At 55.4% G+C, this 23,967-nt stretch carries 27 protein-coding genes; 19 read left to right on the forward strand and 8 right to left on the reverse strand.

Annotation, left to right across the window (positions count from 1 at the left end):
• The first annotated feature begins 6 nt into the window (after nucleotides 1-6).
• The 3 genes from CJD38_RS00310 (at nucleotide 7) to CJD38_RS00320 (ending at nucleotide 2,319) form a co-directional block, all read left to right on the forward strand.
• Nucleotides 7-1,026 (forward strand): Csu type fimbrial protein, encoded by a 1,020-nt coding sequence (locus tag CJD38_RS00310; RefSeq protein WP_161554115.1) that lies wholly within the window; start codon nucleotides 7-9, stop codon nucleotides 1,024-1,026.
• A 184-nt stretch (nucleotides 1,027-1,210) separates the two neighbouring features.
• Nucleotides 1,211-1,669 (forward strand): phasin family protein, encoded by a 459-nt coding sequence (locus tag CJD38_RS00315; RefSeq protein WP_107938970.1) that lies wholly within the window; start codon nucleotides 1,211-1,213, stop codon nucleotides 1,667-1,669.
• A 335-nt stretch (nucleotides 1,670-2,004) separates the two neighbouring features.
• Nucleotides 2,005-2,319, forward strand: a complete 315-nt coding sequence (locus tag CJD38_RS00320) for a hypothetical protein (protein ID WP_146165887.1) — start codon at nucleotides 2,005-2,007, stop codon at nucleotides 2,317-2,319.
• Nucleotides 2,320-2,447: 128 nt separating this feature from the next.
• Here the strand turns inward: CJD38_RS00320 and CJD38_RS00325 are convergent, their stop codons facing one another.
• On the reverse strand, nucleotides 2,448-2,714 hold the full coding sequence (locus CJD38_RS00325; RefSeq protein WP_107938317.1) for a DUF6489 family protein: 267 nt from the start codon (nucleotides 2,712-2,714) through the stop codon (nucleotides 2,448-2,450).
• Nucleotides 2,715-2,831: 117 nt separating this feature from the next.
• Nucleotides 2,832-3,551, reverse strand: coding sequence for a hypothetical protein (locus tag CJD38_RS00330; protein ID WP_107938318.1), 720 nt, complete (start codon nucleotides 3,549-3,551; stop codon nucleotides 2,832-2,834).
• A gap of 166 nt (nucleotides 3,552-3,717) precedes the next feature.
• Here CJD38_RS00330 and CJD38_RS00335 point away from each other — a divergent pair, with 166 nt between their 5' ends.
• Complete coding sequence (locus CJD38_RS00335; RefSeq protein WP_107938319.1) at nucleotides 3,718-4,584, forward strand: MipA/OmpV family protein; 867 nt, start codon at nucleotides 3,718-3,720, stop codon at nucleotides 4,582-4,584.
• Here the strand turns inward: CJD38_RS00335 and CJD38_RS00340 are convergent.
• Nucleotides 4,581-5,465, reverse strand: a complete 885-nt coding sequence (locus CJD38_RS00340; protein ID WP_107938320.1) for a phosphoribosylaminoimidazolesuccinocarboxamide synthase — start codon at nucleotides 5,463-5,465, stop codon at nucleotides 4,581-4,583. The genes CJD38_RS00335 and CJD38_RS00340 overlap by 4 nt on opposite strands.
• Before the next feature lie 167 nt (nucleotides 5,466-5,632).
• Between CJD38_RS00340 and rpe the strand changes: the two genes are divergently transcribed.
• The 6 genes from rpe to trpC all read left to right on the forward strand — a co-directional run bounded on the left by rpe (nucleotide 5,633) and on the right by trpC (nucleotide 11,181).
• A complete protein-coding gene (rpe, locus tag CJD38_RS00345) occupies nucleotides 5,633-6,316 on the forward strand; it encodes a ribulose-phosphate 3-epimerase (protein WP_107938971.1) in 684 nt (227 codons plus the stop codon).
• Nucleotides 6,317-6,487: 171 nt separating this feature from the next.
• Nucleotides 6,488-7,933 (forward strand): anthranilate synthase component I, encoded by a 1,446-nt coding sequence (gene trpE, locus CJD38_RS00350; RefSeq protein WP_107938321.1) that lies wholly within the window; start codon nucleotides 6,488-6,490, stop codon nucleotides 7,931-7,933.
• Nucleotides 7,930-8,784, forward strand: coding sequence for an alpha/beta hydrolase family protein (locus CJD38_RS00355; RefSeq protein ID WP_107938322.1), 855 nt, complete (start codon nucleotides 7,930-7,932; stop codon nucleotides 8,782-8,784). Before trpE ends, CJD38_RS00355 begins: the two co-directional genes overlap by 4 nt.
• Nucleotides 8,781-9,365: an anthranilate synthase component II gene (locus CJD38_RS00360; RefSeq protein WP_107938323.1), complete on the forward strand. Its 585-nt coding sequence runs from the start codon at nucleotides 8,781-8,783 to the stop codon at nucleotides 9,363-9,365. Before CJD38_RS00355 ends, CJD38_RS00360 begins: the two co-directional genes overlap by 4 nt.
• Nucleotides 9,362-10,387, forward strand: a complete 1,026-nt coding sequence (gene trpD / locus CJD38_RS00365) for an anthranilate phosphoribosyltransferase (protein WP_107938324.1) — start codon at nucleotides 9,362-9,364, stop codon at nucleotides 10,385-10,387. Before CJD38_RS00360 ends, trpD begins: the two co-directional genes overlap by 4 nt.
• Nucleotides 10,384-11,181 carry an indole-3-glycerol phosphate synthase TrpC gene (gene trpC / locus CJD38_RS00370; RefSeq protein WP_107938325.1) on the forward strand — a complete coding sequence of 266 codons (798 nt, stop codon included), beginning with the start codon at nucleotides 10,384-10,386 and terminating at the stop codon, nucleotides 11,179-11,181. Before trpD ends, trpC begins: the two co-directional genes overlap by 4 nt.
• A gap of 73 nt (nucleotides 11,182-11,254) precedes the next feature.
• On the opposite strand, the gene CJD38_RS00375 is transcribed toward trpC, so the two are convergent.
• Nucleotides 11,255-11,884 (reverse strand): cyclic nucleotide-binding domain-containing protein, encoded by a 630-nt coding sequence (locus tag CJD38_RS00375; protein WP_107938326.1) that lies wholly within the window; start codon nucleotides 11,882-11,884, stop codon nucleotides 11,255-11,257.
• 85 nt (nucleotides 11,885-11,969) lie between these two features.
• Here CJD38_RS00375 and CJD38_RS00380 point away from each other — a divergent pair, with 85 nt between their 5' ends.
• Both CJD38_RS00380 and speD read left to right on the forward strand, forming a co-directional pair.
• Nucleotides 11,970-12,392 carry an OsmC family protein gene (locus CJD38_RS00380; protein WP_107938972.1) on the forward strand — a complete coding sequence of 141 codons (423 nt, stop codon included), beginning with the start codon at nucleotides 11,970-11,972 and terminating at the stop codon, nucleotides 12,390-12,392.
• A gap of 110 nt (nucleotides 12,393-12,502) precedes the next feature.
• Complete coding sequence (speD, locus tag CJD38_RS00385; protein WP_107938327.1) at nucleotides 12,503-13,300, forward strand: adenosylmethionine decarboxylase; 798 nt, start codon at nucleotides 12,503-12,505, stop codon at nucleotides 13,298-13,300.
• A 55-nt stretch (nucleotides 13,301-13,355) separates the two neighbouring features.
• On the opposite strand, the gene CJD38_RS00390 is transcribed toward speD, so the two are convergent.
• Nucleotides 13,356-13,928, reverse strand: a complete 573-nt coding sequence (locus CJD38_RS00390) for a TetR/AcrR family transcriptional regulator (protein WP_107938328.1) — start codon at nucleotides 13,926-13,928, stop codon at nucleotides 13,356-13,358.
• Nucleotides 13,929-14,034: 106 nt separating this feature from the next.
• Here CJD38_RS00390 and CJD38_RS00395 point away from each other — a divergent pair, with 106 nt between their 5' ends.
• The 3 genes from CJD38_RS00395 to CJD38_RS00405 are packed head-to-tail and all read left to right on the forward strand — an operon-like array spanning nucleotide 14,035 to nucleotide 16,616.
• Nucleotides 14,035-14,832 carry an SDR family NAD(P)-dependent oxidoreductase gene (locus CJD38_RS00395; protein ID WP_107938329.1) on the forward strand — a complete coding sequence of 266 codons (798 nt, stop codon included), beginning with the start codon at nucleotides 14,035-14,037 and terminating at the stop codon, nucleotides 14,830-14,832.
• Nucleotides 14,833-14,862: 30 nt separating this feature from the next.
• Nucleotides 14,863-16,164 carry an acetyl-CoA C-acetyltransferase gene (locus tag CJD38_RS00400; protein WP_107938330.1) on the forward strand — a complete coding sequence of 434 codons (1,302 nt, stop codon included), beginning with the start codon at nucleotides 14,863-14,865 and terminating at the stop codon, nucleotides 16,162-16,164.
• A complete protein-coding gene (locus tag CJD38_RS00405) occupies nucleotides 16,164-16,616 on the forward strand; it encodes a PaaI family thioesterase (protein ID WP_107938331.1) in 453 nt (150 codons plus the stop codon). Before CJD38_RS00400 ends, CJD38_RS00405 begins: the two co-directional genes overlap by 1 nt.
• 95 nt (nucleotides 16,617-16,711) lie before the next feature.
• On the opposite strand, the gene msrB is transcribed toward CJD38_RS00405, so the two are convergent.
• From msrB to CJD38_RS00420, 3 genes are all read right to left on the reverse strand, one after another.
• A complete protein-coding gene (msrB, locus tag CJD38_RS00410) occupies nucleotides 16,712-17,218 on the reverse strand; it encodes a peptide-methionine (R)-S-oxide reductase MsrB (RefSeq protein WP_107938332.1) in 507 nt (168 codons plus the stop codon).
• A 180-nt stretch (nucleotides 17,219-17,398) separates the two neighbouring features.
• Entirely contained in the window at nucleotides 17,399-18,037 is a 639-nt protein-coding gene (gene coq7, locus CJD38_RS00415; protein ID WP_107938333.1) for a 2-polyprenyl-3-methyl-6-methoxy-1,4-benzoquinone monooxygenase, read from the reverse strand.
• Nucleotides 18,038-18,047: 10 nt separating this feature from the next.
• Nucleotides 18,048-18,968 (reverse strand): AraC family transcriptional regulator, encoded by a 921-nt coding sequence (locus CJD38_RS00420; RefSeq protein WP_107938334.1) that lies wholly within the window; start codon nucleotides 18,966-18,968, stop codon nucleotides 18,048-18,050.
• A gap of 193 nt (nucleotides 18,969-19,161) precedes the next feature.
• Between CJD38_RS00420 and CJD38_RS00425 the strand changes: the two genes are divergently transcribed.
• From CJD38_RS00425 to CJD38_RS00440, 4 genes are all read left to right on the forward strand, one after another.
• Entirely contained in the window at nucleotides 19,162-20,583 is a 1,422-nt protein-coding gene (locus tag CJD38_RS00425) for a fatty acid desaturase (protein WP_107938335.1), read from the forward strand.
• A 2-nt stretch (nucleotides 20,584-20,585) separates the two neighbouring features.
• Nucleotides 20,586-20,753, forward strand: a complete 168-nt coding sequence (locus CJD38_RS00430; protein WP_107938973.1) for a rubredoxin — start codon at nucleotides 20,586-20,588, stop codon at nucleotides 20,751-20,753.
• A gap of 893 nt (nucleotides 20,754-21,646) precedes the next feature.
• Nucleotides 21,647-22,672: a DNA polymerase III subunit delta gene (gene holA, locus CJD38_RS00435; RefSeq protein ID WP_107938336.1), complete on the forward strand. Its 1,026-nt coding sequence runs from the start codon at nucleotides 21,647-21,649 to the stop codon at nucleotides 22,670-22,672.
• Nucleotides 22,669-23,964 carry a glutamate-5-semialdehyde dehydrogenase gene (locus CJD38_RS00440; RefSeq protein ID WP_240625553.1) on the forward strand — a complete coding sequence of 432 codons (1,296 nt, stop codon included), beginning with the start codon at nucleotides 22,669-22,671 and terminating at the stop codon, nucleotides 23,962-23,964. Before holA ends, CJD38_RS00440 begins: the two co-directional genes overlap by 4 nt.
• Nucleotides 23,965-23,967: the final 3 nt, after the last annotated feature.

A 23,967-nucleotide genomic window follows, 5' to 3' on the forward strand; every position in this document is an offset into this window, starting at 1 on the left:
GCGCACATGACGCGGAAAACACTGTTGATGATTCTGGCGCTGCTGCCACTGCTGTTGTTTGTGCCGCAGCGCGCACACGCAGCAACAACTTGCTCTGCCACGATGACGAATATGAGTTTTGGCGATGTTGTGCCATCCGGCGCTGCGGTTAACGTCACCGCAACGATCACTTGGACCTGCACGTACACCGGCCTGCTGAGCAGTCTTTACGGTGATTACATTCAGATGTGTTTCAGCGCGGGCAGTGGCAGCGCCAGCGCGAGTCTTAATCCACGCAAAATGATTGAGGCAGGTAGTAGCGAACTCATGTCTTACGAGATGTATCGCGATGCTGGGCGAACCAGTATCTGGGGCACGGCATCGGCGGCGCAAATATCAGGCACTTCCAATTTCACGATTCTAGGAAGTGGCACCGCCAAGATTGGCACCACGACAGTTTATGGACGTGTACCCACCGGCCAGACCAGTCTCGGCGTCGGCAGTTATGCGAGCGGATTTGGTGGCACTTATAACTACGCTTATAACGAGGCCTTGTTGGGGCTCGGCACTTTTCCCAACTCAACTTGTGGTTCGAGTGGCGGCGCAACGACGGGATCTGGCACCGGAAGCCTTTCGTTCTCGGTGCTCGCCAATGTGGCTTCGTCTTGCACGGCAGTCAGTGGCACTGCTTTGGATTTTGGGACCAAGGGCCTGATCACCAGCAATGCCGATCAAACTTCTACGCTCAGTCTCACCTGCACCAAACGCTCTCCTTATAACGTCGGGCTCAATGCAGGAAGCAATCCGAGCACTGCTGGCGATGTGAATACCCGGCGGATGACCGACGGCAGCGCGAATTACATCGGCTATCAGATGTACAGCGATACCGGCCGCAGCGTGGTTTGGGGTAATACGGTCAGCAGCAGTACCGTCAATGGCACTGCAGTTGGCGGCACCCAGACTTTTACGGTTTATGGACGTGTTCCACCGCAATCGCCGCGCGCTGGAACCTATAACGACACCGTCACGGTGACCGTTACTTATTGAGTCAACCCGTCGTCCTGCTGTCTCCTGAGCCGCACTCGGGCTTGGCTATATTGACATTCAGATAAGTTATGGGTCTCGGCTTGACAGCCTTCGTTTCCATCAATATGATGCACTGCAACAAATGCTGCATTGCAGCAAGTTTAGTGAAAGTCTGTCTTTTTTCAATTACTTAATGGAGTGCATCATGAGCGTAGAAACGATTGTTAGCGATGTGAAGGGCAAAGTTGAACCAATTATCGCCAAGGGCCAGGAAGTGGTTCAGACGGGTTTTGAAACCCTGAAGAGCGCGAACAGCATCGTCGTAGAAGGCGTGCAGACCCTCGTGAAGTCGAACGTTGAAGCCGGCAAAGACCTCTTTGCTGCTGCCCAGACCAGCTTCGAGAAGGCCAAGGCTGACGGCATCAAAACCGTTGCTGCTAACCCAGTTGCATACCTGCCAGAAGGCAAAGAGCGCGTTATCTCTGCTTACAACGACAGCGTTTCGCTCGTCACCAAGACCAGCGACGAGCTGGTGAAGACCTTCAAGTCAGGCTTCGACAACATCAACGCCGTCATCGCTGGCGAGCCAGTAGTTGCCAAAGCGAAGGCCACGGTTAAGAAAGTTGCTGCTAAGGCCAAGAAAACGGTTAAAGCTGCTGCTTAATAGTCCCCCGCACAGCGTGCAAGCGCTGGCACTAAAAGGCCGGGGATAAAACCCCGGCCTTTTTTTTATTATGAACAGGATGTTCTGTACCTCCGCGGTCGCATGGATGCGAAAGAGCGGAGGCCTCACCTCACGAGCTGGCTTCTCAAAAAGGCTGCGAAGAGAGAGGCCTCTCCCCAAGCAAAGCCACCTCTAAGTGGACTGCGAAGGAGCGGCCCCAAAAAAGATTTAGCGACACCCCGTTGCAAACACAAAAGCAGCACACACGTTTGGCTATCACCTGTTCATCAGGTCCTTTTTAGATAGCGCCGTTGTTGTAAATGGAAGAGGTGGATATGAACCACACAAAAGCAGTACCTGCTCTACGCGAGCTCAATAATCGCGTAGGTCATTATCTGGATCGTGCCCTTAGTGGCATCGCTCTGGTTGCAGTGCACGAAGCCGGAACGCTCCGTGGTCACTGGACTGATGTAGATGTTCGATTCAGAGTCGCACGTCGCGCTCGCGATGCAGGCGAACTGATTCGTGACCAAATTGATTTGTTGCCAGAATCACGCAACCGCATGGCACGCGATCAACGCGTACGTCGGGAACTCTGGCGCGGTGTTGTTAAAGATTTTTCAGCTCAGGTTGCTGAAACCGAAACCTGAGGGCGAGGGCAGGATGCCTGAATGTTCCAAGCACAGGATGTGTGCGGAGCAGTGAATGGACGCACAAAAAACCCGCCGTGGATTCATCCACGGCGGGTTTTCCTTTTTACGGACAAGATATCTGAGGCTTAGCTTTTTTTAGCTCGGCGACGCACACGAGTCTTTTCCGGCGCAGCCTCTTCAGCCGAAGAATCCTTGACCGTCACTTTCGAGACGATGTTCTTCAGCAAATCAAAGTTGCCTTTGACGAAGCTGCCAGCATCAAACTCACTGGCCTGGCCAACTTTGTCGCGCAGAAAAGTGATGATCTCATCTTGAATGCCTGACACATCCGGCAGGCCAAGGAAGCGGCGCAGTTCTTCGGGCTTGACGTCGATTTCGATTTTGATCTGCATGTCAGGTCCTCTCGGCAATTATTGAATGGTGCATTGCGTTTATCTGCGCAGCGCTTGAGATGAGAATAGCAGCTTCGCCGCAGATTTCGACTGGCCTTTATCTATCAGTGCGATGGCTTAGTGGCAGCGCAGTGGGCGCTTGTACGGATCTGTTTTGAGTTGCTGCATACGGGCTTTGATCAGCGATGCGCGTGGCGCGTCGGGATAGCGCTTGAGGAAAGTACGCTGATCACTCAATACACTGTTGAGATCATCGCAGGCGCATACGCCTTCAACTTCAGTTTCTTCAAGATCACGAATGGTCTGCTGCACCAGCTCGGTGTATGCCTTGGGATACTTGCGCGCATAGCCTAACCAATTCTCGTAAAGCTCGGGAATGATGCCTTCGCCGAAGCGCACGCAAGGTGTGGGTTGTGCGAGCGGTTTGAGATAAATCGGGAACAGCTTTTCGCCCCACAGTTCGCGGTAGAGTTTGAAGAAAGCAATGTCCTCAGGGCGGCCGTGTGCCTCAGCAATCGGCAGCAACACGCGGCCATCAATCTGTGCGTAAACCTCTTCGCCACGATTGAGCTGAATGCCACGCAGCTTGGTTTGCAGTGCTTTGTATTCGGCGTCAGAGAACGAGTCCATAACGACAACCGCGTCGCTAACAATCTTCATCAGCGCAGTGCCAGCGTCATCAGCGGCGGTAAACAGCGGCTCCATTGAAACCGGGCTGATGGATTTCTCAACGCGATCCAGTTCATTGATATACGCCGTGACCGGTTCAGGCAATGTCTGCGCCTGTGCGAGTCCGGTGACGATGAGTAGGCTTAAGGTGAGAATTTTTTTCAGCATGATTTGTTCTTTGGAAAGTTTATGAGGCGATGAAAGCAAGCAGAGCGGGGAGTATCTGTACGCGATTGGGCAGCGCTGAGCAAGCCAGTGGCAAGCACCCTGTCGTACGGGCTACTCTTTGCCAAATGCGTCTCACTGACTGTATTCCTACTGAGCAAGTTCACACATGAAATCGTTTTGTTGCTCGCTGGCTATTGCTAGCACGGTGTTGCTGCAGCCCGCGTACGCCGATGATGTTTTCACATCTGCGCCTGATGATTTAAAGCCTGCACTTGCAGCCAAGCCCAAATGGGAAATCGGCGTTGCTGCCCTCGGTGCTTATGTTTTTGATTATCCGGGCAGCGATCAAAATCATCGCAACACGGTGGTGCTGCCGTTCGGCATTTATCGCAGTAACCTGCTCAGTGCCGATCAAGATGGTGTGCGTAGCAAGTTGGCGAAAACGAATCGTTGGGAATTGAACGTGGGGGCGAGTGCAGGGTTCTCCACCAAATCCGACAGGAATGCTGATCGCAAAGGGATGCCGGATCTTGATTTCATCCTGGAGCTTGGCCCGTCACTCGAATACAAATTGGGCATCTGGGATCGCAGCACGCTGACGGCTGTTGGTCAGGTGCGTACTGCTTTTGCGGCGCGTAGCGATATTAAATATATCGGCATCACCGCTGAGCCGCAGTTGACCTATGACCGACGAGCTTTTCTGCATCCGCGTATGCAACTTCGCATCGATCTTGCGTCCAAATTTGGCTTCGACGGATTCAACGACTACTACTATGACGTTATTCCTAAATACGCCACGCCGACACGACCGGCTTATTCTTCCAAAAACGGTTACCTATACAGCTCGCTAGGTACACGCCTGTTCGTTGCGGCGACGCCTCGCCTGTCCGTGTTTGTGGCGAATCAGCTGCTTTTGGGCAAGGGTTCTGCCAACGCCGACAGCCCGCTCTTCAAGAACAGTTTCAACTATGCCTTTGGTGCAGGCTTTGCCTACTCGCTGTTTGTGAGCAAGGATCAGGCGTATCGCGATTAAGTCGTGAGCAGGCGCTGCGCTTTGGCGTAGTTAGCCGCAGTCTTTTCTACGACCTCATCCGGCAACCAAGGGCCAGGCGCTTTCTTGTCCCAGTCCAGTGTTTCCAAATAATCGCGAACGATTTGTTTGTCGAAGCTAGGTGGGCTGATGCCAGGACGATACGTGTCGGCAGGCCAGAAACGTGAAGAGTCAGGCGTCAGTACTTCGTCAATCAAATGCAGCGTGCCATCTTTATCGAGACCAAATTCAAACTTGGTGTCAGCAATGATGATGCCGCGCTCGCGCGCATATTCGGATGCTTCTTTATAAATGCGCAGCGTGATGTCGCGCAGCTGTGCGGCGAGTTCTTTGCCGACTTTGTTTTCAACTTCAGTAAAGCTGATGTTTTCGTCGTGCTGGCCAACGGGTGCTTTGTCAGCAGGCGTAAAGATCGGTTCGGGCAATTTGTCGGCGATCTGCAAACCGGCTGGCAGCGGAATGCCGCAGACAGCGCCAGTCTTCTGATAATCCTTCCAGCCACTGCCAATCAAATAGCCGCGTGCGACGCATTCCACTGGGATTGCTTTGAGGCGCTTGACGACAACCGCACGGCCTTCGCACTGAGCCAGTTCTTCGCGCGTGAGGTAATCAGCGAGGCGCACGTTGGAAGAGTGGTTTGGGATCAGTGAAGAGAATTTTTTCATCCAGAAATCCGTCACTGCATTCAGCACCGCGCCTTTGCCGGGAATCGGCCGCGGCATGATGACGTCGAAGGCGGAGATACGGTCGCTGGTGACAATCAGCATGTGGTCGTCGCCGAGCGCGTAGATGTCACGCACTTTGCCGCGGTGAATGCGGGGGAGGCTGCTGATGGTCGATTCGAGAAGTGCTGATGAGGTCATGTGCTGGGGCCCGAAAGCGGCGGCCGCTAGAAATGGGCCGCCAATTTATGCGAGGGGAGGGTGCGGGTCAAAGCATTTAAAGCAGAAAATTGGCCAAGCAATCGCACTTTGCCCGCCGCCCGGGGATAATGACGGCCAATCCTGACCTTGTTTCGATCGCCAAAACCATGTCCAAGAGCCCACTCGCTCCCTTGATTGCGCCCAGTATTTTGTCCGCCGACCTCGCTCGTCTTGGCGAAGACGTCGAGCGCGTATTGGCCGCGGGCGCCGATATCGTTCACTTCGATGTGATGGACAACCATTACGTGCCGAATCTGACGTTTGGACCGGCCGTGGCTGCCGCGTTGCGCAAATACGGCATCACCGCGCCGCTGGATGTGCATTTGATGGTGGAGCCGGTCGATGCGCTGGCGCAGGAATTCGCCAAGGCTGGCGCGACCTACATTACGTTCCATCCAGAAGCCACGCGCCACGTTGATCGTAGCCTTCAGGCGATCCGCGATGCGGGCTGCAAGCCGGGCTTGGTCTTCAATCCCGCAACGCCGCTGGACATCCTCAACTACGTGCTCGACAAGGTCGACATGATTCTGTTGATGTCGGTGAACCCTGGCTTCGGTGGTCAGAGCTTCTTGCCTTCGGCCTTGAGCAAACTGGCTGATGCACGCGCGATCATTGATAGCAGTGGCCGTGATATCCGCCTCGAAATCGACGGCGGCGTGAAGATCGATAACATCGCTGAAATCGCCGCTGCGGGCGCCGATACTTTCGTCGCCGGTTCGGCCATTTTTAACTCCAAAGATTACGCCGCAACAATCCGCGCTATGCGCGAAGCGATTGCTGGGGCAAAATAGGCGCCTGATGACCGCTCTAACTGCCATTGTTCGTTTGCCGCTATCGCCTTCTTGGCGATGGCAACTGTGATTATTTGTTTAACTATTAAATCAATTCGTTAAATAATCACACATCGGAATGACTAACGCATAAGAGCGGCAGATTCCGGTGTAGCTAGGAAAACGTCTCAAATGTCATCGTCACAATACAACCGCGTCGCGATTACCCGCGAACTGTCGGGCGACCTCGATACACCCGTCGGCGCCTATCTCAAACTCGGCAACCGCCCCTATTCCTTCCTGCTCGAATCGATGCAAGGCGGCGAACAGTGGGGCCGTTACTCCTTCATCGGTTTGCCTTGTCGCGAAGTGCTGCGCGTTCATGGCCAGCAGGTCAGCGTCAGTCGCGACGGCAAGATCGTTGAAGAACTGAATTCCCAAGAGCCCATCGAATTCGTACGCGAATACGCGAAGCGTCTGCGCGTGCGTCCGGAACCTTCACTGCCGCGTTTTGCTGGCGGTCTTGTCGGCTACTTCGGTTACGACTGTGTGCGTTACTTCGAGCCTAAGCTCGCCAAGACGCAGAAGCAGGATCCACTCGGTACGCCAGACATCCTGCTGATGGTTGCAGATGAACTCGTCGTGTTCGACAGCCTGCGCGCAACGCTGACGCTGGTCGTGCACGCTGATCCGGCCGATGCAGCAGACCTCAAGCGCGCGAATGCGCGGCTCGATGAAATCGAAGCGCAGCTTGCTCAGCCAGCAACGCAGACTCGTTCACCACTCCCACGTGATAGTCACGCGCCGGATTTTGTTTCCGAGTTCACGCAAGAGAAATTCTGCGCAGCGGTTGAACGCATCCAGCAGTACATCGCAGCAGGCGACGTGATGCAGGTTGTGCCGTCGCAGCGTTTGACGGCACCGTTCACTGCAGAGCCAGCCGCACTGTATCGCGCGATTCGTCGACTCAATCCTTCGCCGTACCTCTACTGCATGCATCTGGGCGATCACCATGTCGTCGGTTCATCGCCAGAAATTCTGGTGCGTGTGCAGGATGGTGAGATCACTGTGCGTCCGATTGCAGGTACGCGTAAGCGCGGCGCCACGAAGGAAGAAGATCTTGCGTTAGAGCAGGAGCTGCTCGCAGATCCGAAAGAAATCGCCGAGCACCTGATGCTGATCGATCTGGGCCGTAACGATGCCGGCCGCGTTTCACGCACCGGCACCGTCAAGCTCACCGAGAAGATGGCGATTGAGCGTTACTCGCATGTGATGCACATCGTTTCCAACGTCACCGGAAAATTGAATCCAGAGATTGATGCGCTCGATGCACTCGCGGCCGCATTCCCCGCTGGCACCTTGTCTGGCGCACCGAAAATTCGTGCGATGGAAATCATCGACGAGTTGGAGCCGGTCAAGCGCGGCATCTATGGTGGTGCTGTTGGCTATCTCGGCTGGGACGGCAATATGGACATGGCGATTGCGATTCGCACCGCTGTGATCAAGGACAGCAAAATTTATGTGCAAGCCGGCGCAGGCATCGTCGCCGACTCCGTGCCTGATTCCGAGTGGGAAGAAACCATGAACAAGGCGCGCGCGATGATGAAAGCTGCTGCGCAAGCGGGAACGTCGTCATGAGCGAGACTTTGAAAGTCACTGCTGCGGATGGTCACGCTTTTGATCTCACGATCTTCTCTGCATCTGCAAACGCACCGCTGCTTTTGATCGGCCCTGCGATGGGCACGCCTGCGCGCATCTATACGCCGCTGGCGGAAGCTTTCGCTGCGGCAGGCGTGAATGCTGCGGTGATTGAACTGCGCGGTATTGGTTCGAGCAGTCTGCGTGCAGGTAAAAGCGTGGATTACGGTTATCGCGATCTGATTGAAAAAGATTGGACTGCTGCCTTGTCTGCATTGCGTTCGCGTTTCGCTACTTCGCCGATCTATTTGTTCGGCCATAGTCTTGGTGGGCAAGTGTCGGTGATGCACGCGGCAACTCAACCAGCCGATGTTGCTGGCGCGGTGATTGTCGCCAGCGGCAGCGTGTATTTCCGGAGTTGGAAAGGCGCGAAGGCACTCGGCATTCTCGCGTTCACGCAATTCGCTGGCGTGCTGAGCGGTGCGCTGGGTTATTTCCCAGGCAAGCGAGTCGGCTTCGGCGGCACTGAAGCAAAAACACTGATGCAAGACTGGGCGCGTTTTGGCCGCACGGGTCGGCTGGATCTGGCCGGCGTTGGCGCGGACTATGAAGCGGCTTTAGGCACGTTGCAGAAACCGGTGCTGGGATTGAGCTTTGATCACGACACGCTGGCGCCACATCGCTCGCAGAAAAATCTGCTCAACAAACTCACGCAAGCACGTGTGACGCATCTTGCCTTAGGCGAGAAAGACAGCGGCGCGCGCTTGAATCATTACAACTGGATCAAGCAGAACAAGGACGTGGTTGCGCGAATTGTTCAGTGGATCAAAACAGAAGGAGTCGCGTCATGATTGTCATGATCGACAACTATGACTCATTCACCTACAACCTCGTGCAGTACTTCGGCGAGTTGGGTGCAGAAGTTCAGGTGCATCGCAACGACAAGATTACGGTGGATGAAGTGGCCGCACTGCGCCCTTCGCACATCATCTTGTCGCCAGGACCTTGCACGCCAAATGAAGCGGGCATTTGCTTGGCGCTGATTGATCAGCTCAAGGGCAAGTTTCCGATCCTCGGTGTCTGCCTCGGGCATCAATCGATTGGCCAAGCGTTTGGTGGCACGGTCAAGCGTGCGCGCGAAGTCATGCACGGTAAGGTTTCGCCGATTCATCACAGCGATATTGGCGTGTTCAAAGGTCTGCCGAGTCCGTACACCGCAACGCGCTATCACTCGCTGATTGTCGAGAAGAGCGATCTGCCGGAATGTCTGGAGGTGACTGCGTGGACGCAACACGCCGATGGCTCGCGCGACGAGATCATGGGCATGCGCCATAAGACATTGCCGATTGAAGGTGTGCAGTTTCACCCGGAATCGATTCTGACCGAGCACGGTCATGCGCTGCTGCGTAATTTTCTGGAGCAGAACAAATGACGCCACAGGAAGCCTTGCAGCGGACCATTGAGCATCGTGAGATTTTTCACGATGAGATGATGGATCTGATTCGCCAGATCATGCGAGGCGAAGTTTCGCCCGTGATGACGGCGGCGATTCTCACCGGCCTGCGCGTTAAGAAAGAAACAGTTGGCGAAATTGCGGCTGCTGCGCAAGTGATGCGCGAATTGTCGCGTCCGGTGCAGGTTGCTGACAGCCAGCACTTTGTCGACATCGTCGGCACGGGTGGCGACGGCAGCCACAGCTTCAATATTTCGACCTGTTCAATGTTTGTTGCTGCAGCAGCAGGCGCGCGCGTGGCCAAGCATGGCAATCGCGGCGTCTCATCAAAGTCTGGCAGCGCCGATGTGCTTGAAGCACTTGGCGTTGTGATTGATCTTGCGCCAGAGCGCGTGGCGGAGTGCATTGCAGAAACCGGCATCGGTTTCATGTTTGCACCGAACCATCATCCAGCGATGAAAGCGGTTGCGCCTGTTCGTAAAGAGATGGGTGTGCGCACCATCTTCAATATTCTCGGTCCGCTGACGAATCCAGCTGGTGCGCCGAACATTTTGATGGGTGTGTTTCATGCTGATCTCGTCGGTATTCAAGTTCGTGTTCTCGAACGCCTCGGCACCAAGCGCGCGATGGTCGTCTGGGGCAAAGACGGCATGGACGAAATCACATTAGGCGCAGCGACGATGGTCGGTGAGCTACGCGATGGCGTCGTACGCGAGTACGAAGTTCAGCCAGAAGATTTTGGTTTGCCGATGTCCTCCAGCCGCAATCTAGTAGTGGCGGATGCCAATGAATCACGCGCCAAGATTCTCGAAGTGCTGGACAACACGCCCGGCGTTGCGCGTGACATTGTCATTCTCAACAGCGGCGCTGCGCTTTACACAGCAGGCCTGGCCAATTCGATTGGTGACGGCGTGACCAAAGCACGCGAATCCCTCGCGAGCGGCGCGGCACGCGCTCGTCTCGATCAATTCATTAAAACTACTCAGCGACTGAAAGCATGAGCGACATTCTCGACAAAATTCTGGCGGTTAAGAAAGACGAAATTGGCGCGCTGAAAAAACAGTATTCGAAGACTGCGCTGCAAGATCTGATTTCTGAGCAAAGCGCACCGCGTGGTTTTGCAGCGTCATTGAACGCCAAGGTAAAAGCTGGCGGTGCAGGCGTGATTGCTGAAATCAAAAAAGCATCGCCAAGCAAGGGTCTGATCCGTGCAGATTTTGATCCGGCGTGGATCGCGAATGAATACGCAGAGGGAGGCGCTGCTTGTTTGTCCGTTCTCACCGATGTGCAGTTCTTCCAAGGCCATAACGATTATCTGAAAGCCGCACGCTCAGCTTGCACGCTGCCGGTGATTCGCAAAGATTTCTTGATCGACGCACTGCAGATCATGGAAGCGCGCGCCATCGGTGGCGACTGCGTGCTGCTGATTGCTGCCGCATTAGGCAAACAACAACTCAACGAACTCCACGCCTGTGCGCGTGAGTTGAAGTTAGATGTGCTGGTTGAAATTCACGACCGCGCTGAACTCGATCAAGTGCTCGACGCCGGTCTTGGCAACGAATATCTGCTCGGCATCAACAACCGCAATCTGCGTACCTTCGCAACGAGTCTGGAAACGACACTGGATTTATTGCCGCTGCTGCCGAAAGGCTGCGAAGTGGTTACCGAAAGTGGCATCGCCAAGCCAGATGACGTTGCGCGCATGCGTGACTCGGACGTGCATCGTTTCCTGATTGGCGAATCACTGATGCGCCAGCCAAGTCCGGGCAAAGCGCTGAAGGATTTGATCGCGTAAATCCGTAGCCCGGGTGAAACCCGGGAGGCGTCATCAAGAAAATGGCGGTGACCCGGGTTTCTCCCGGGCTACGCTAAGCCGCCACGCCTTTGATCTTGTTGATATGGATGCTTCGGCCTTTGCTGGTGAGCACGCCATCTTCTTCCAGCTTCTTTAAAACGCGGCCCGCCATTTCGCGCGAGCAGCCAACATTGCGTGCTAATTCCTGACGACTGATGCGGACCGTTGTGCCGCGTAGGCTTTGCACGGCTTCTGGTCGTTGGCACAGTTCCAGCAGGGTGCGCGCAATACGGCCTGAGACGTCGAGGAAGGCGAGATCGCCCAAGCGGCGGCTGGTATCGCGCAAGCGCGCTGCGAGTTGGCCCGCGACCTCGAACATGATTTCCGGATGCTTCTGGTTAAACAGACGGAAATTTTGATATCCAATTTCAGCGACTAGCGTTGGACTCCGCGTGCGAACAATGGCGGTGCGTGCTTGTTGTTCCGGAAACAAGCAGAGCTCACCAAAGAATGAGCCTGCTCCAAGATAGGCTAGTACGATTTCGTGGCCCTGCTCATCCTCAAGCTGGATGCTGACAGAGCCTTCAAGAATCAGGTACAGCGTCTGCGGAACATCTCCCGTGTGAATGAGTGTGTGCTTTGCTGGGTAACTACGTTTGTGCGCCTGAGTGATAAAGGCTTGCACGACTGGCTTGTCAAGCATTCCGAAACTTCTCCCTCGCCTGATGTAGGCGCTTGTTTTTTTCGAAAATACCACAATACTTGTTCTTCACTCTGTGGAGAAAATCGTGCAAGCCCGGATCAAGTGGTCAGAAAACGCAGCCTTTATCGGTGAAACCGGCAGTGGCCATGCCATCGTGATTGATGGCCCTCAGGAAATCGGCGGCCGCAACCTCGGCCCGCGTCCGATGGAGCTGTTGTTGCTGGGCGTTGGTGCCTGCTCTTCAGTGGACGTGATGATGATTCTTAAGAAGTCTCGTCAGAACGTTACGGACTGCTATTGCGAACTGACCTCCAAGCGCGCCGACACTGACCCGAAAGTATTTACCGATATCCACCTGCACTTTGTGGTGACCGGCAAAGAGTTGGGCGAGAACCACGTGAAGCGTGCGGTGGAACTGTCGGCAGAAAAGTACTGCTCGGCCTCGATCATGCTGGCCAAGGGTGGCTGCAATATCACCCATGATTACGAAGTCCGCGAAACGGCTTAAAAGGCTGACTCGAAAGCTTCATACACCGGCGGGCGATTTATTGGATAATAGACAGCAGTGGGCGCGCTGATAGGCGCGCCTTTTTATTCTGTATCTGAGGGGTTCCTGCATTGGCCAAGCCCAAGCCCAAACCAACTAATAATCCGAAACTCAAGCTGCTGGGGTTCAACAACCTCACTAAGTCCTTGAGTTTCAACATTTATGACATCTGCTATGCCCGCAGCAAAGAGCATCAGCAGGAGTACCTCGAGTACATCGACGAGGCGTATAACGCTGAGCGTTTGACCGCGATCCTGACGGAAGTGGCCAACATCATTGGCGCCAACATCCTCAATATTGCGCGCCAGGATTACGATCCACAGGGCGCGTCGGTGACGATGCTGATCTCGGAAGGTCACCACGATGGCCTGACGACGCCGAAAAATTCGGTCGTCAGCCATTTGGACAAGAGCCACATCACGGTTCATACCTATCCAGAAACGCATCCGGATAACGGCATCTCGACCTTCCGTGCAGACATTGACGTCTCCACCTGCGGCAAGATTTCGCCGTTGAAGGCGCTGAACTATCTGATCAAGTCCTTCGAGAGCGACATCGTCGTGCTCGACTACCGCGTGCGCGGCTTTACCCGCAACGTGCGTGGCATGAAGCACTTCATCGACCACAACGTGGATTCGATCCAGAGCTTCATCTCGGCCGACATCAAAAATCGTTACCAGATGATCGACGTCAACGTTTATCAGGAATTCATCTTCCACACGAAGATGCGCCTGAAGGAACTGGACCTCGATACCTATCTGTTCGGTGAAGGTGCGTCAGAACTGCCACCACGCGAAGCCCGCAAAATCCGTGAGAACGTGAACCACGAAATCATGGAAATTTATTACGGTAATAACATTCAGCGTTAACCTGCTGGATGTAACAAAAAACCCACCGTCAGGTGGGTTTTTTGTTTGCAGAGCTTTAGGCGGATTCGGTGACTGAATCCTTCACCGCACGCAGAAAATCCGCTGACAGCTCAGGCTCATCGACCGCACGCGCCAATATCAAAGCGCCGATCAGACTGGAGTAAGTTGCCAACGCCTTATCGCGACGTTCTTTAGCGGTTTTGCCGGGCACCATCAGTGACAACATTTCGATCTGCTGCTTGAGTCCTTCTGTAACGGCTCTGCGCACGGCGGGGCCTTGGCGTGTCGAATCCACCGCCAGCGCAGCAATCACGCAGCCGTTCTCCGGACTGTCGCGGTGTTGCGTCGTCAGATAGCCATTGGTGAAATCAACGAGTGGCTTTTCACTCTTGCGAGCGAGCGGTGCGCCCCAAGCGCGCAATTTTTCCTCGAAGGCATAGGTGCAGGCCTGCGCCATTAAGTCCTCTTTGGATTTGAAGTGGCCGTAAAAGCCACCGTGCGTCAGCCCAACCTGTTTCATCAGATCGGATACGCCGATGCCTTCAAAGCCGCGCTCCCGGAAAAGCGCCGCCGCTGCCGACAGGATCTTCTCCCGGTTCTCCGCGGCCTGTTCTCTGCTGACTTTCATATTTCAGTCTCCTCACTTCCAATGCTTGACATTATACATGATGGTCGTCATATAATTAATCATGATGACCATCATGTAAATAGGCATGAATCACTGGAGAGCGGAAATGACACAAGCACAGAACAAAGGTTTTGCCCTGATCACCGGCGCCTCAACAGGTATTGGCGCGACATACGCCGATCGCCTCGCCAAGCGCGGCTACGGGCTGATTCTGGTCGCCCGCGACCTGCAACGTCTTGAGCAGCTGGCAGGCAAACTGCGTCAACAGAGCGGCGTTCCGGTTGAAGTGATTCAAGCCGATTTGACCGTCGCGGCCGATCTGGCACGCGTTGAACAACAGCTGCGCGAGAACAGCCAGATCACGATGCTCGTAAATAATGCCGGTGTCGCCATGAGTGGCGAACTGATTGATGCCGATCCGGCGGTGCTGGAGAAAATGATCCAGCTCAACATCACCGCGCCATCACGTTTGGCGCTCGCCGCGCTGGCGGGTTTTGTCGCGCGCAAAGCAGGCAGCCTGATCAATATCAGTTCGGTATTGGCGCTGGCCCCAGAAATGTTTAACGGTGCGTATAGCGGCACTAAAGCGTACGTGCTCAACCTCACGCTCAAATTGCAGCAAGAGTTGGCAGGCAAGGGCGTTCAAGTGCAGGCCGTTTTGCCGGGCGCGACGCGCACTGAAATTTGGGAACGCTCAGGCACCGGCATTCACAATCTGCCGCAGGAAATTCTGATGGACGTGGATGAAATGGTGGACGCAGCATTGTCTGGCTACGACCAAGGTGAGGTCGTCACGATTCCGTCATTGCCGAACATCGAAGATTGGAATAACGCTACAGCAGCGCGTCTCAAGCTCGGCCCGAATCTTTCGCGCAATCAGGCTGCTGCTCGTTACAAGAATTAATTGTTGGCTATCACTAGCTAGGAGTGTGTCATGAAAACTTCAAAGAGAATCGCAATTTTAGGTGGTCAGCGCATACCGTTTGCGCGTCAGAACACCCAGTACGCCGAGGCCAGCAATATTGAAATGTTGACCGCAGCGCTGCGTGGCGTGGTTGATAAATTTGGTCTCAAAGGCCAACGCATCGGTGAGGTCGCGGCAGGCGCGGTGCTCAAGCATTCGCGTGATGCCAACATCAGCCGCGAAGCCACGCTCGACAGCGGGCTTTCTGCGCAGACACCGGCGTACGACGTGCAACAGGCTTGTGCGACTTCGCTAGAAACAGCGATTGCCGTTGGTAACAAGATTGCAGCGGGACAGATTGAAGTCGGCATCGCAGGCGGCGTTGATTCTTCTTCTGATGCCCCAGTGTCGCTGCAAGATTCTCTGCGCAAATTGATTCTGAAGATCAATCGCGCCAAGACCAATGGTGAAAAGTTTTCGCTAATCACGCAATTGCGTCCTTCCATGTTCAAGCCTTCAGTGCCGAACGTGAACGAGCGTCGCACGGGCATGAGCATGGGCGAACACACTGAATTGATGGTGAAGCAGTGGGGCATCACGCGTGAGGCGCAGGATGAACTGGCGCTGGCTAGTCATCTCAACGCTGCGCGTGCATACAAGGAAGGTTTCTACAGCGATCTCTTGGTGCCATTTAAGGGCTTGGATCGCGATAACAATCTGCGTGCCGACACCACGGCCGAGAAGCTCGCCAAGCTCAAGCCTGCATTCGACAAGACTTCAGGCAAGGGCACGTTGACCGCAGGTAACTCGACACCGCTGACCGATGGCGCTGCTGCGTTGTTGTTGTCGTCTGAAGAATGGGCGGCTGCGAATGGCCACAAGCCACAAGCATTCCTGGTGGATGCAGAAACAGCCGCAGTGGACTTCTTTGGGCCTGATGCAGAAGGTTTGTTGATGGCACCTGCCTACGCCGTGCCACGCTTGCTCGCACGCAATGGTTTAACGCTGCAGGATTTCGACTACTACGAAATTCATGAAGCGTTTGCCGGACAAGTGCTGTGCACGCTCGCAGCCTGGGAAAGCGACGAGTTCAGTCGCAACAAGCTCGGTTTGAATGCGGCGCTTGGCAAGATTGATCGCAGCAAGCTCAACGTCAATGGTGGATCTCTGGGCGTGGGCCATCCATTTGCTGCAACCGGTGCACGCGTATTGGCAGGTGCAGCCAAGCAGTTGGCGGCGCATCGCGCCAAGACAGGTAAATCTGGACGCACGTTAGTTTCCTTGTGTGCCGCAGGTGGCTTAGGCGCAGTCGCAATTCTGGAAGGTGCGTAATGGCTGGGCTCGCTGATGAAGTGGCGCCCGGCTTGGATGGTCTTGCGCAGCTGCGCGCGTTGATGGCGTCCGGCCGCAAGCCGGGCATTCTCAGCGCACTCGACTTCGATTTCGTCGAAGTCGAAGCGGGCCTTGCAGTCTTTGCTGGTGTGCCGAGCGAGCGTGCTTACAACCCAATCGGTAGCGTGCACGGTGGTTACGCCGCGACGCTGCTTGATTCCGCTTGTGGCTGTGCAGTGCATTCGCGCTTGAGTCCAACGCAGGGCTACACAACGCTGGAGTTGAAGGTCGCATACCACAAGGCGATCAGCAAAGATTCCGGCGTGTTGCGCGCTGAGGGTAAGGTGTTGTCGATCGGTCGTCGCGCTGCATTTGCGGAGGCGCGTCTGTGCGATGCGCAAGGAAGGCTCTACGCGTCAGCGACTTCGACGCTGTTGGTTTTCGAGCGCTGAAAGATTGTTGCTTGAGTTGTTGCAAACAGAAGCCCCACAAATTGCGGGGCTTTTTGTTTCAGGATTCAGCAGGTCATTTCGTTGATACGTGATGACTAGCTTCGGAGTGCGGGCAGGTCTTGATCCTTAGGTACGAACAACAGCGCCACGCCGTTATTGCAGTAGCGCTTGCCGGTCGGCTGAGGGCCATCGTCGAACACGTGGCCTTGGTGACCGCCACAGCGTGAGCAGTGATATTCGGTGCGTGGCAATACAAGTTTGAAATCAACTTTTGTTGCTACGCCATCCGGCAGGGCTGCATAAAAACTTGGCCAGCCGGTGCCACTTTCGTATTTGGTGCTGGTATCAAACAGCGGCAGATAGCAGGCCGCGCAGATAAATTTCCCGGCGCGTTTTTCTTTCAACAGCGGGCTGCTATTTGGATACTCCGTGCCTTCTTCAAACAGCACGTCGTATTGCGCAGGCTGTAAAAGTTTTTGCCACTCGGCTTTGCTCTTGCTGAGTTTGGCGCTCACTTGCGCGGCGATGGCAGACAGTGGTTTTGCAAAAGCAGCGATGCCAATTGCGGCAAGGCCATGGCGCATCAGTTCACGTCTTTTCATCTTGCTGTCCTCATCTGGAGGGCTTTCGCCGATGAGGGAATACTAGACCTATCGCTGGGTGTGCACTGCGGCTGATCGTTCGCCGCTTATGCCCGTTCGTACTTTATAAAGCGATGTAGGGTGCGTTGTGCGCACGCGTACTCATTACCGCGTGCGCACAGCGCACCCTACGGATCCAGCTTAGAAGCGATAAGCAGCGCGCTTCATGACCTTGGCGGCGCGCTTCATCAGCTCGCGAATAGGCAAGGGCAGTTGGCGACCGCCCGCTTCTTCAGCTTCATGACCGTGACGGGTTTCGTCAGCCTGCATGGTACTGATGATGCTGCGGCTCTTTTCGTCTTGCTCGGGCAGATTTTGCAGATGCTCGCCCAAGTGTTCAGAAACTTGTTTCTCGGTTTCAGCAACAAAACCCAAGCTCCACTTGTCGCCAGCCAAACCTGCAGCAGCGCCAATCGCAAACGAGCCTGCGTACCAAAGTGGTTTGAGTTTGCTCGGGCCTTCGCCGAGTTCACCCAAACGTTCTTCGCACCAACGCAGATGATCTTGTTCTTCCGCAGCAGCTTTCAGCAGATGCTCACGCACCTGTGGGTTACGCGCAGTGAGTGCCTGGCCGTGATACAGCGCCTGCGCTGCAACTTCACCCGCGTGATTCACGCGCATCAAACCTGCGGCATGACGACGTTCGCGATCCTGCAGCTCCGGTTCTTCGGTGTGCTGCGAAGGATTTTTGCGACCGATGTCGTTGCGCGGCGCAAGAATCGACAGGCCCTGTTGCAGGCGCATCAACAAATGATCGGCGGGGGTGTAGTTGCGTTCCATGGGGCCTATTTTAAGTCTTTCGGAAGCCGGACGGAGATTGTCCGTGGGCGCGCTTAAAAGCCTGACTAAACGCGGTTTCTGAGGCGTAACCGACCTGTGCAGCAATTTGTGCCATCGTCAGTCGCGTCTGCGTCAGTTTCCACGCGGCCAGACGCATGCGGTGTTCGGTGAGATACGACAGCGGCGGCTGACCCATCACCTGCGCAAAACGCTCGGCAAACGCGGAGCGCGACAGATGCGCGATCTCGGCCAGTTCCGGCACCGTCCAATTGCGCTCTGGCGCTTGATGCATGGCGGCGAGGGCGGCGGATAAGGAGCTATCACGCAAGGCCAGCAGCCAGTTGCCAACGCCTTCCGGCAGTGAGGCGACGTGATCGCGCAAAGCTTCCACCAACAAAATGTCAGCGATGCGATTAATGATGACTTGTTGGCCGGGCTGCGTGGTTGCCGTTTCCTGCGCAATGAACTGCAAGCCAATGCGCAGCCAGAGCGGGGGCGTCCCGGTGATGCTGCGCAGATGCATGACATCCGGCAGCGCTGCAATCAACGGCCGCGCCAGATCAATATCGAAACGGAAATGACCGCTGAGCAATCCGGTCGTGGTGCCGTCGGCACCAAGGCGCACCGGCTCGACCTGCAAGCCGCTGAGTTCTGGCATCAAGTCGTGCGGTGTTACGCGCGTGGCGGGATCGTCTTGTACGCGATGCTCAACGCCACTGGGCAGCGTCACGATATCGCCCGCCTGCAATTTCAGCGGCTCAGCATTCGCACGCAGCAGCCAAGCTTCGCCACGGGTAACGATATGAAAGCTGGTGAGCCCTGGCGTATGCAGTCGCATCGCCCACGGCGCCGACATCTGCGACTCGCGGAAAACCGCGCCGTGTAGACGGATGTCGTTCAGGATCAGACTCAGCGTATCTATGTGTTCCATCGGGTCAGTCGGCCGCTGAGCGGCGTTTTAATAGATTTTTCCGGCGTTTGGCGCAGGCGGCGGCGTTTGACTGTGGTTTGCCGGAGTGCAGCGTATTCCGCCATTGTGCAATGGCATTGACTATACCACCGCGCCGGGCATATACCGTCGTGGCAGCCCGAGACCATAGTCGGGCGACAAGGTGGAGAGAGACATGAGCACAGTCATGAACCAAGCCGGGACACCAGCTAAAGAACACTGGGTCGACGGTAAATTCTATCTTTGGTTGCTGAGTCCTTTGATTCCAGTTTTGGTGCTCGCCGCCATTGGTCTCTTCCAATGGACGGGCTGGACGGTTTGGGCTTGGGGCGGCCCGCTGCTCGTATACGGCTTGATCCCTTTGCTCGATTGGTTGATTGGCGAAGACAAAAATAATCCGCCTGAATCTGCAGTGGCAGAGTTGGAAAACAACCTCTACTACCGCGCCATCGTTTACGCCTATATCCCTACGCAATTCCTCGCCACCATCTGGGGCGCATGGCTGGTGGTGAACAATCACGTGTCGGGTTTTGAACTGGTCGGCTTGATCTTCACGGTGGGTACTGCAAACGGTATTGCCATCAATACGGCGCATGAACTAGGACACAAGAAAGAGTCGCTTGATCGTTGGCTCGCCAAGATCACTTTGGCACCAGTGGCCTATGGCCATTTCTATGTTGAGCACACGCGTGGCCATCACAAGAATGTCGCGACGCCAGATGATCCGGCTAGCTCCAAGATGGGCGAATCCTTCTGGGCATTTCTGCCGCGCACAATGATCGGCGCTGTGAAATCCGCTTGGGGCATCGAGAAAGAACGGCTCGCGCGCACTGGCAAGAGCGTGTGGAGTTTGGATAACGACAACCTCCAATCATGGGCAATGACCTGGGTGTTCTTCGGCGCCATCGTGCTGTGGCTGGGTTGGGCGGCGCTGCCGTTCCTGTTGCTGCAAGCGTTCTACGGCGCATCGTTGCTAGAAGTCATCAACTACATCGAGCATTACGGCCTACTCCGTAAGAAGGGCGCTGATGGTCGTTACGAGCGTTGCCAACCAAAACATTCTTGGAACAGCAATCACATCGTTACCAATCTTTTTCTGTATCAGCTGCAGCGTCATTCGGATCACCACGCGAATCCAACGCGTCGCTTCCAGGCACTGCGCCACTTTGATGAAAGCCCACAGCTGCCATCGGGTTATGCGTCGATGCTGATTCCGGCTTACATCCCATTCCTGTGGTTCCGCCAGATGGATCCGTTGGTGGCCAAGCATTTCAAAGGCGATTTGAGCCAAGCCAACATCTATCCGCCGAAGCGCGCAGAACTGCTCGCACGCTGGAACAACCAAGTGCCTAGTGATGGCAATCCGGCGCTGTTCCCCGGTGGTCACGCGGCGATCAAACCTGCAACGGCTGCGGATGCTGCGCGTTATCAATGCACGGATTGCGGTTACATCTACGACGAAGCGCAGGGCTGTCCGCGTGAAGGTTTTGCCGCAGGCACGCGTTGGTCGCAGATTCCAGATGCATGGCCTTGTCCGGATTGTGCGGTGAGAGAGAAGGTGGATTTTGTTGCGGTCACTGGAACCAGAACGCAGTGAAATTGCGTAAATGGCAGTGCGCCGGATGTGGCTACGTTTATGACGAAGCAGTTGGCTGGCCGGCGGATGGAATTGCTGCGGGCACTCGCTGGGAAGATATTCCCGAGGATTGGACCTGTCCGGATTGCGGGGCTTCCAAGGGGGATTTTCAGATGGAGCTTATGGTCTAAAGGTTGAGCCATGCTGGATTGATTGAAAGAAACGCGCCGCAAGGCGCGTTTCTTTTTTGTCTGTCATTCCCGCGTAGGCGGCAATCCAGTTTTGCTTTTGCTTTTTTAACTACTGCCTGTTCTTCTTTGAGATGGCGTTTTTCGCGCTGAGGCGCGAGTTACTTTTCTTTGCTTGTGCAAAGAAAAGCTAACCAAAAGAAAGCACACCCTGCGTCTACGCCCGCACGATGAAGCTGTGCGGGCACCCTGCGCTTCTCGTCTTGACCGGGGTGCGTGACAGGCCATCCATGGCCAGACACGCACGCTCGGCTCCTGCCTCGCCCGCGTCGTTGCGCGGCAATAACCGGACAAGACTGTGATGCTCGGCGCTGCCGAAGGGGCCCGACATCAAAAGCAAAGCGACTCTTGCTGTGAATGTTGCGGGGATCTCCTCAAAGGCTTAAGCGGTTCTTGAGAACAGTAAAAGTGTTAGCAGCACTTTTGATCACATCAATCACTTCATCACGGCACATTCGCTCGCTAGCTAATGAGATGTACAAGTGGCTTTGCTTTGCCGGGTTCCCTTCGACAACGCCGAGCATCACAGCACTGATCGGTTATTGCCGACGCTTCGCGTCGGGCGAGGCAGGAGCCGAGCGTGCATGCCTGGCCATGGATGGCCTGTCATGCACCCCGATCAGTGCGAGAAGCGCAGGGAACCGGAACGCTTTTTGTTCCGGCGTAGTCGCAGGGTGCCGTTTCTTTTGGTTACTTTTCTTTGGGCACGCAAAGAAAAGTCACTCGCGCCACAGCGCGAAAGACGCCACCTCAAATAGCAACAGACAGCGCTAACTGAACATGACCACCATCGCCCCAACCGGTAGAATGGCCTTTCAATAACCAGTTTTATCCCCGTGCGCCTCAGCTCCAGCCAACTCTCCTCGCATCTCACCAGAGGCCTAGCCCCCATCTACATCGTGGCTGGCGAAGAACCTTTGCTGATTCAAGAATCGCTCGACGCAATCCGTGCCAAAGCTCGCAAGGATGGTTACAGCGAGCGCGAGACGCTGGATGTCGATAAGAGTTTCAACTGGCAGCGGGTGGTCGATTCCTGCGCCAGCATGTCGCTGTTCGCGACGCGTCGCATTGTTGAGATCAATTTGCCCTCCGGTGCGCCGGGCGTTGAAGGCAGCAAGGTGTTGCAGCAGTTGGCGAGCAAGCCGCCGCAAGATGTTTTGCTGATCCTGATTTGTGGCGCGATTGAATGGCGTAGCCGTTCCGGCGCTTGGTACATGGCGTTTGAAACCAATGGCGCGGCGCTTTATTTCGAGCCGATGCAGGCAGGTGAGTTCAAGCCTTGGCTGGAATCGCGGATGAAATTGGCGGGTGTAGACCTGGAGCCAGAAGCACTCTCGCTGCTCGCTGAGCGCACCGAAGGAAATCTGCTCGCCGCTTCGCAGGACATCTACAAGCTAAATCTGCTCTATCCGAACAGCCGCATCACCGTTGATGAGCTCGAAAACGCGGTGGCCGACAGCGCCCGTTATGAGGCCTTCGACTTTATTGCGCTTATGCAACAGGGCGACGCCCCCGGCGCCGTCCGCAGCCTGAATCGCCTCCGCGAAGAGGGTTTTGAGGTGATGGAAATCCTCGGCGCGCTGCTCTGGAGCCTGCGCACTTGGGCCAAAGCGCAGGCCGCTTATGCGCAATCTGGCGATGCGGGCAGTGCCTGCCAGCAGGCTGGCGTGCCCCGAAAAAACCAGGCCCAGCTGTCTAAGGCGCTGATTCGCACCCGTTTACCGCAGGTTTACGGCTGGCTCAGGCGCTGCGCCACCATCGATTCGGCGGCTAAATCGACCGGCGGAAAGGAACAGGCATGGGAGGAATTGTTAATATTGACGCTCGCGGCCAGTGGCGCCGCCTCTCGTAGAGTCCCATGAGTACCGCAACTAAAGCTGTAAAGAGCAAAGGCGACGATCAAGCGATCGCTAATTACATGCAGGACAAGGGCAAAAAAGCCCGGGTTGCCGCACGTGAAATGGCCAAGGCTGATTCCGGCACCAAGAACGCCTGTTTGTTCGCGCTCGCCGAAATCCTGATCAACGAAACCCGCAGCTTGCTGCAGGCCAACGCTGAAGACATGCGAAGTGGTCGTGCTGCCAAGCTCGACGCTGCGCTGCTGGATCGTCTTGAGCTGAACGAAGACCGCATCGCTGCAATGGCAGACGGTGTGAAGCAGGTCGCCAATCTGGCTGACCCCGTCGGCGAAATCACCGACATGAAGATGCGCCCATCCGGCATTCAAGTCGGCAAGATGCGCGTGCCACTCGGCGTCGTCGGCATCATTTACGAATCTCGTCCTAACGTCACTGCTGATGCAGCGGCGCTGTGCCTCAAGTCTGGCAACGCTGCGATTCTTCGCGGCGGCTCTGAGGCGATGAACTCCAATCAAGCGATTGCGCGTTGCATTGAACGCGCACTCGGCGCTGCTGGCTTGCCAGAAGACGCCGTGCAAGTGCTCGACATCACCGACCGTCGCACCGTTGGCGAAATGGTCGCGATGCCAGAATTTATCGACGTCATCATTCCGCGCGGCGGCAAGGGTCTGGTCGAGGCCGTGAGCAAAAATGCTCGCGTGCCGGTGATCAAACATCTCGATGGCATTTGCCACGTTTACATCGACGCAGCGGCTGATATTGAAAAAGCAATTGCAGTGGCGGTGAACGCCAAGACGCAGCGCTACGGCACCTGCAACACGATGGAGACGCTGCTGGTCGACAAACTGATTGCAGAAAAAGTATTGCCACGTCTGCAAGACATTTACGTAGAGGCTGGCGTTGAACTGCGCGGCTGTGACCGCACGCGCAAGATTCTCAAAGACATTCGTCCTGCGACGGAAGAAGACTGGCGCACGGAATATCTCGCGCCGATTTTGTCGATCAAGATTGTCGATAACGTTGATCAAGCGATTGATCACGTCAACACGTACAGCTCGGCACACACCGACGCCATCATCACTGAAAACTTAAGCCGCGCGCGTCAGTTCATTCGCGAAGTGGATTCGAGCTCGGTGATGGTTAATGCCTCAACGCGTTTTGCTGATGGTTATGAGTATGGTCTTGGCGCCGAAATCGGCATCAGCACTGACAAGTTCCACGCACGCGGACCAGTCGGTCTTGAAGGTTTAACCTCGCAGAAGTGGATTGTGTTTGGCGATGGCAATGTTCGCTAATCG

Source organism: Stenotrophobium rhamnosiphilum, from assembly GCF_003052265.1.
In the GTDB taxonomy this organism is placed as follows: domain Bacteria; phylum Pseudomonadota; class Gammaproteobacteria; order Nevskiales; family Nevskiaceae; genus Stenotrophobium; species Stenotrophobium rhamnosiphilum.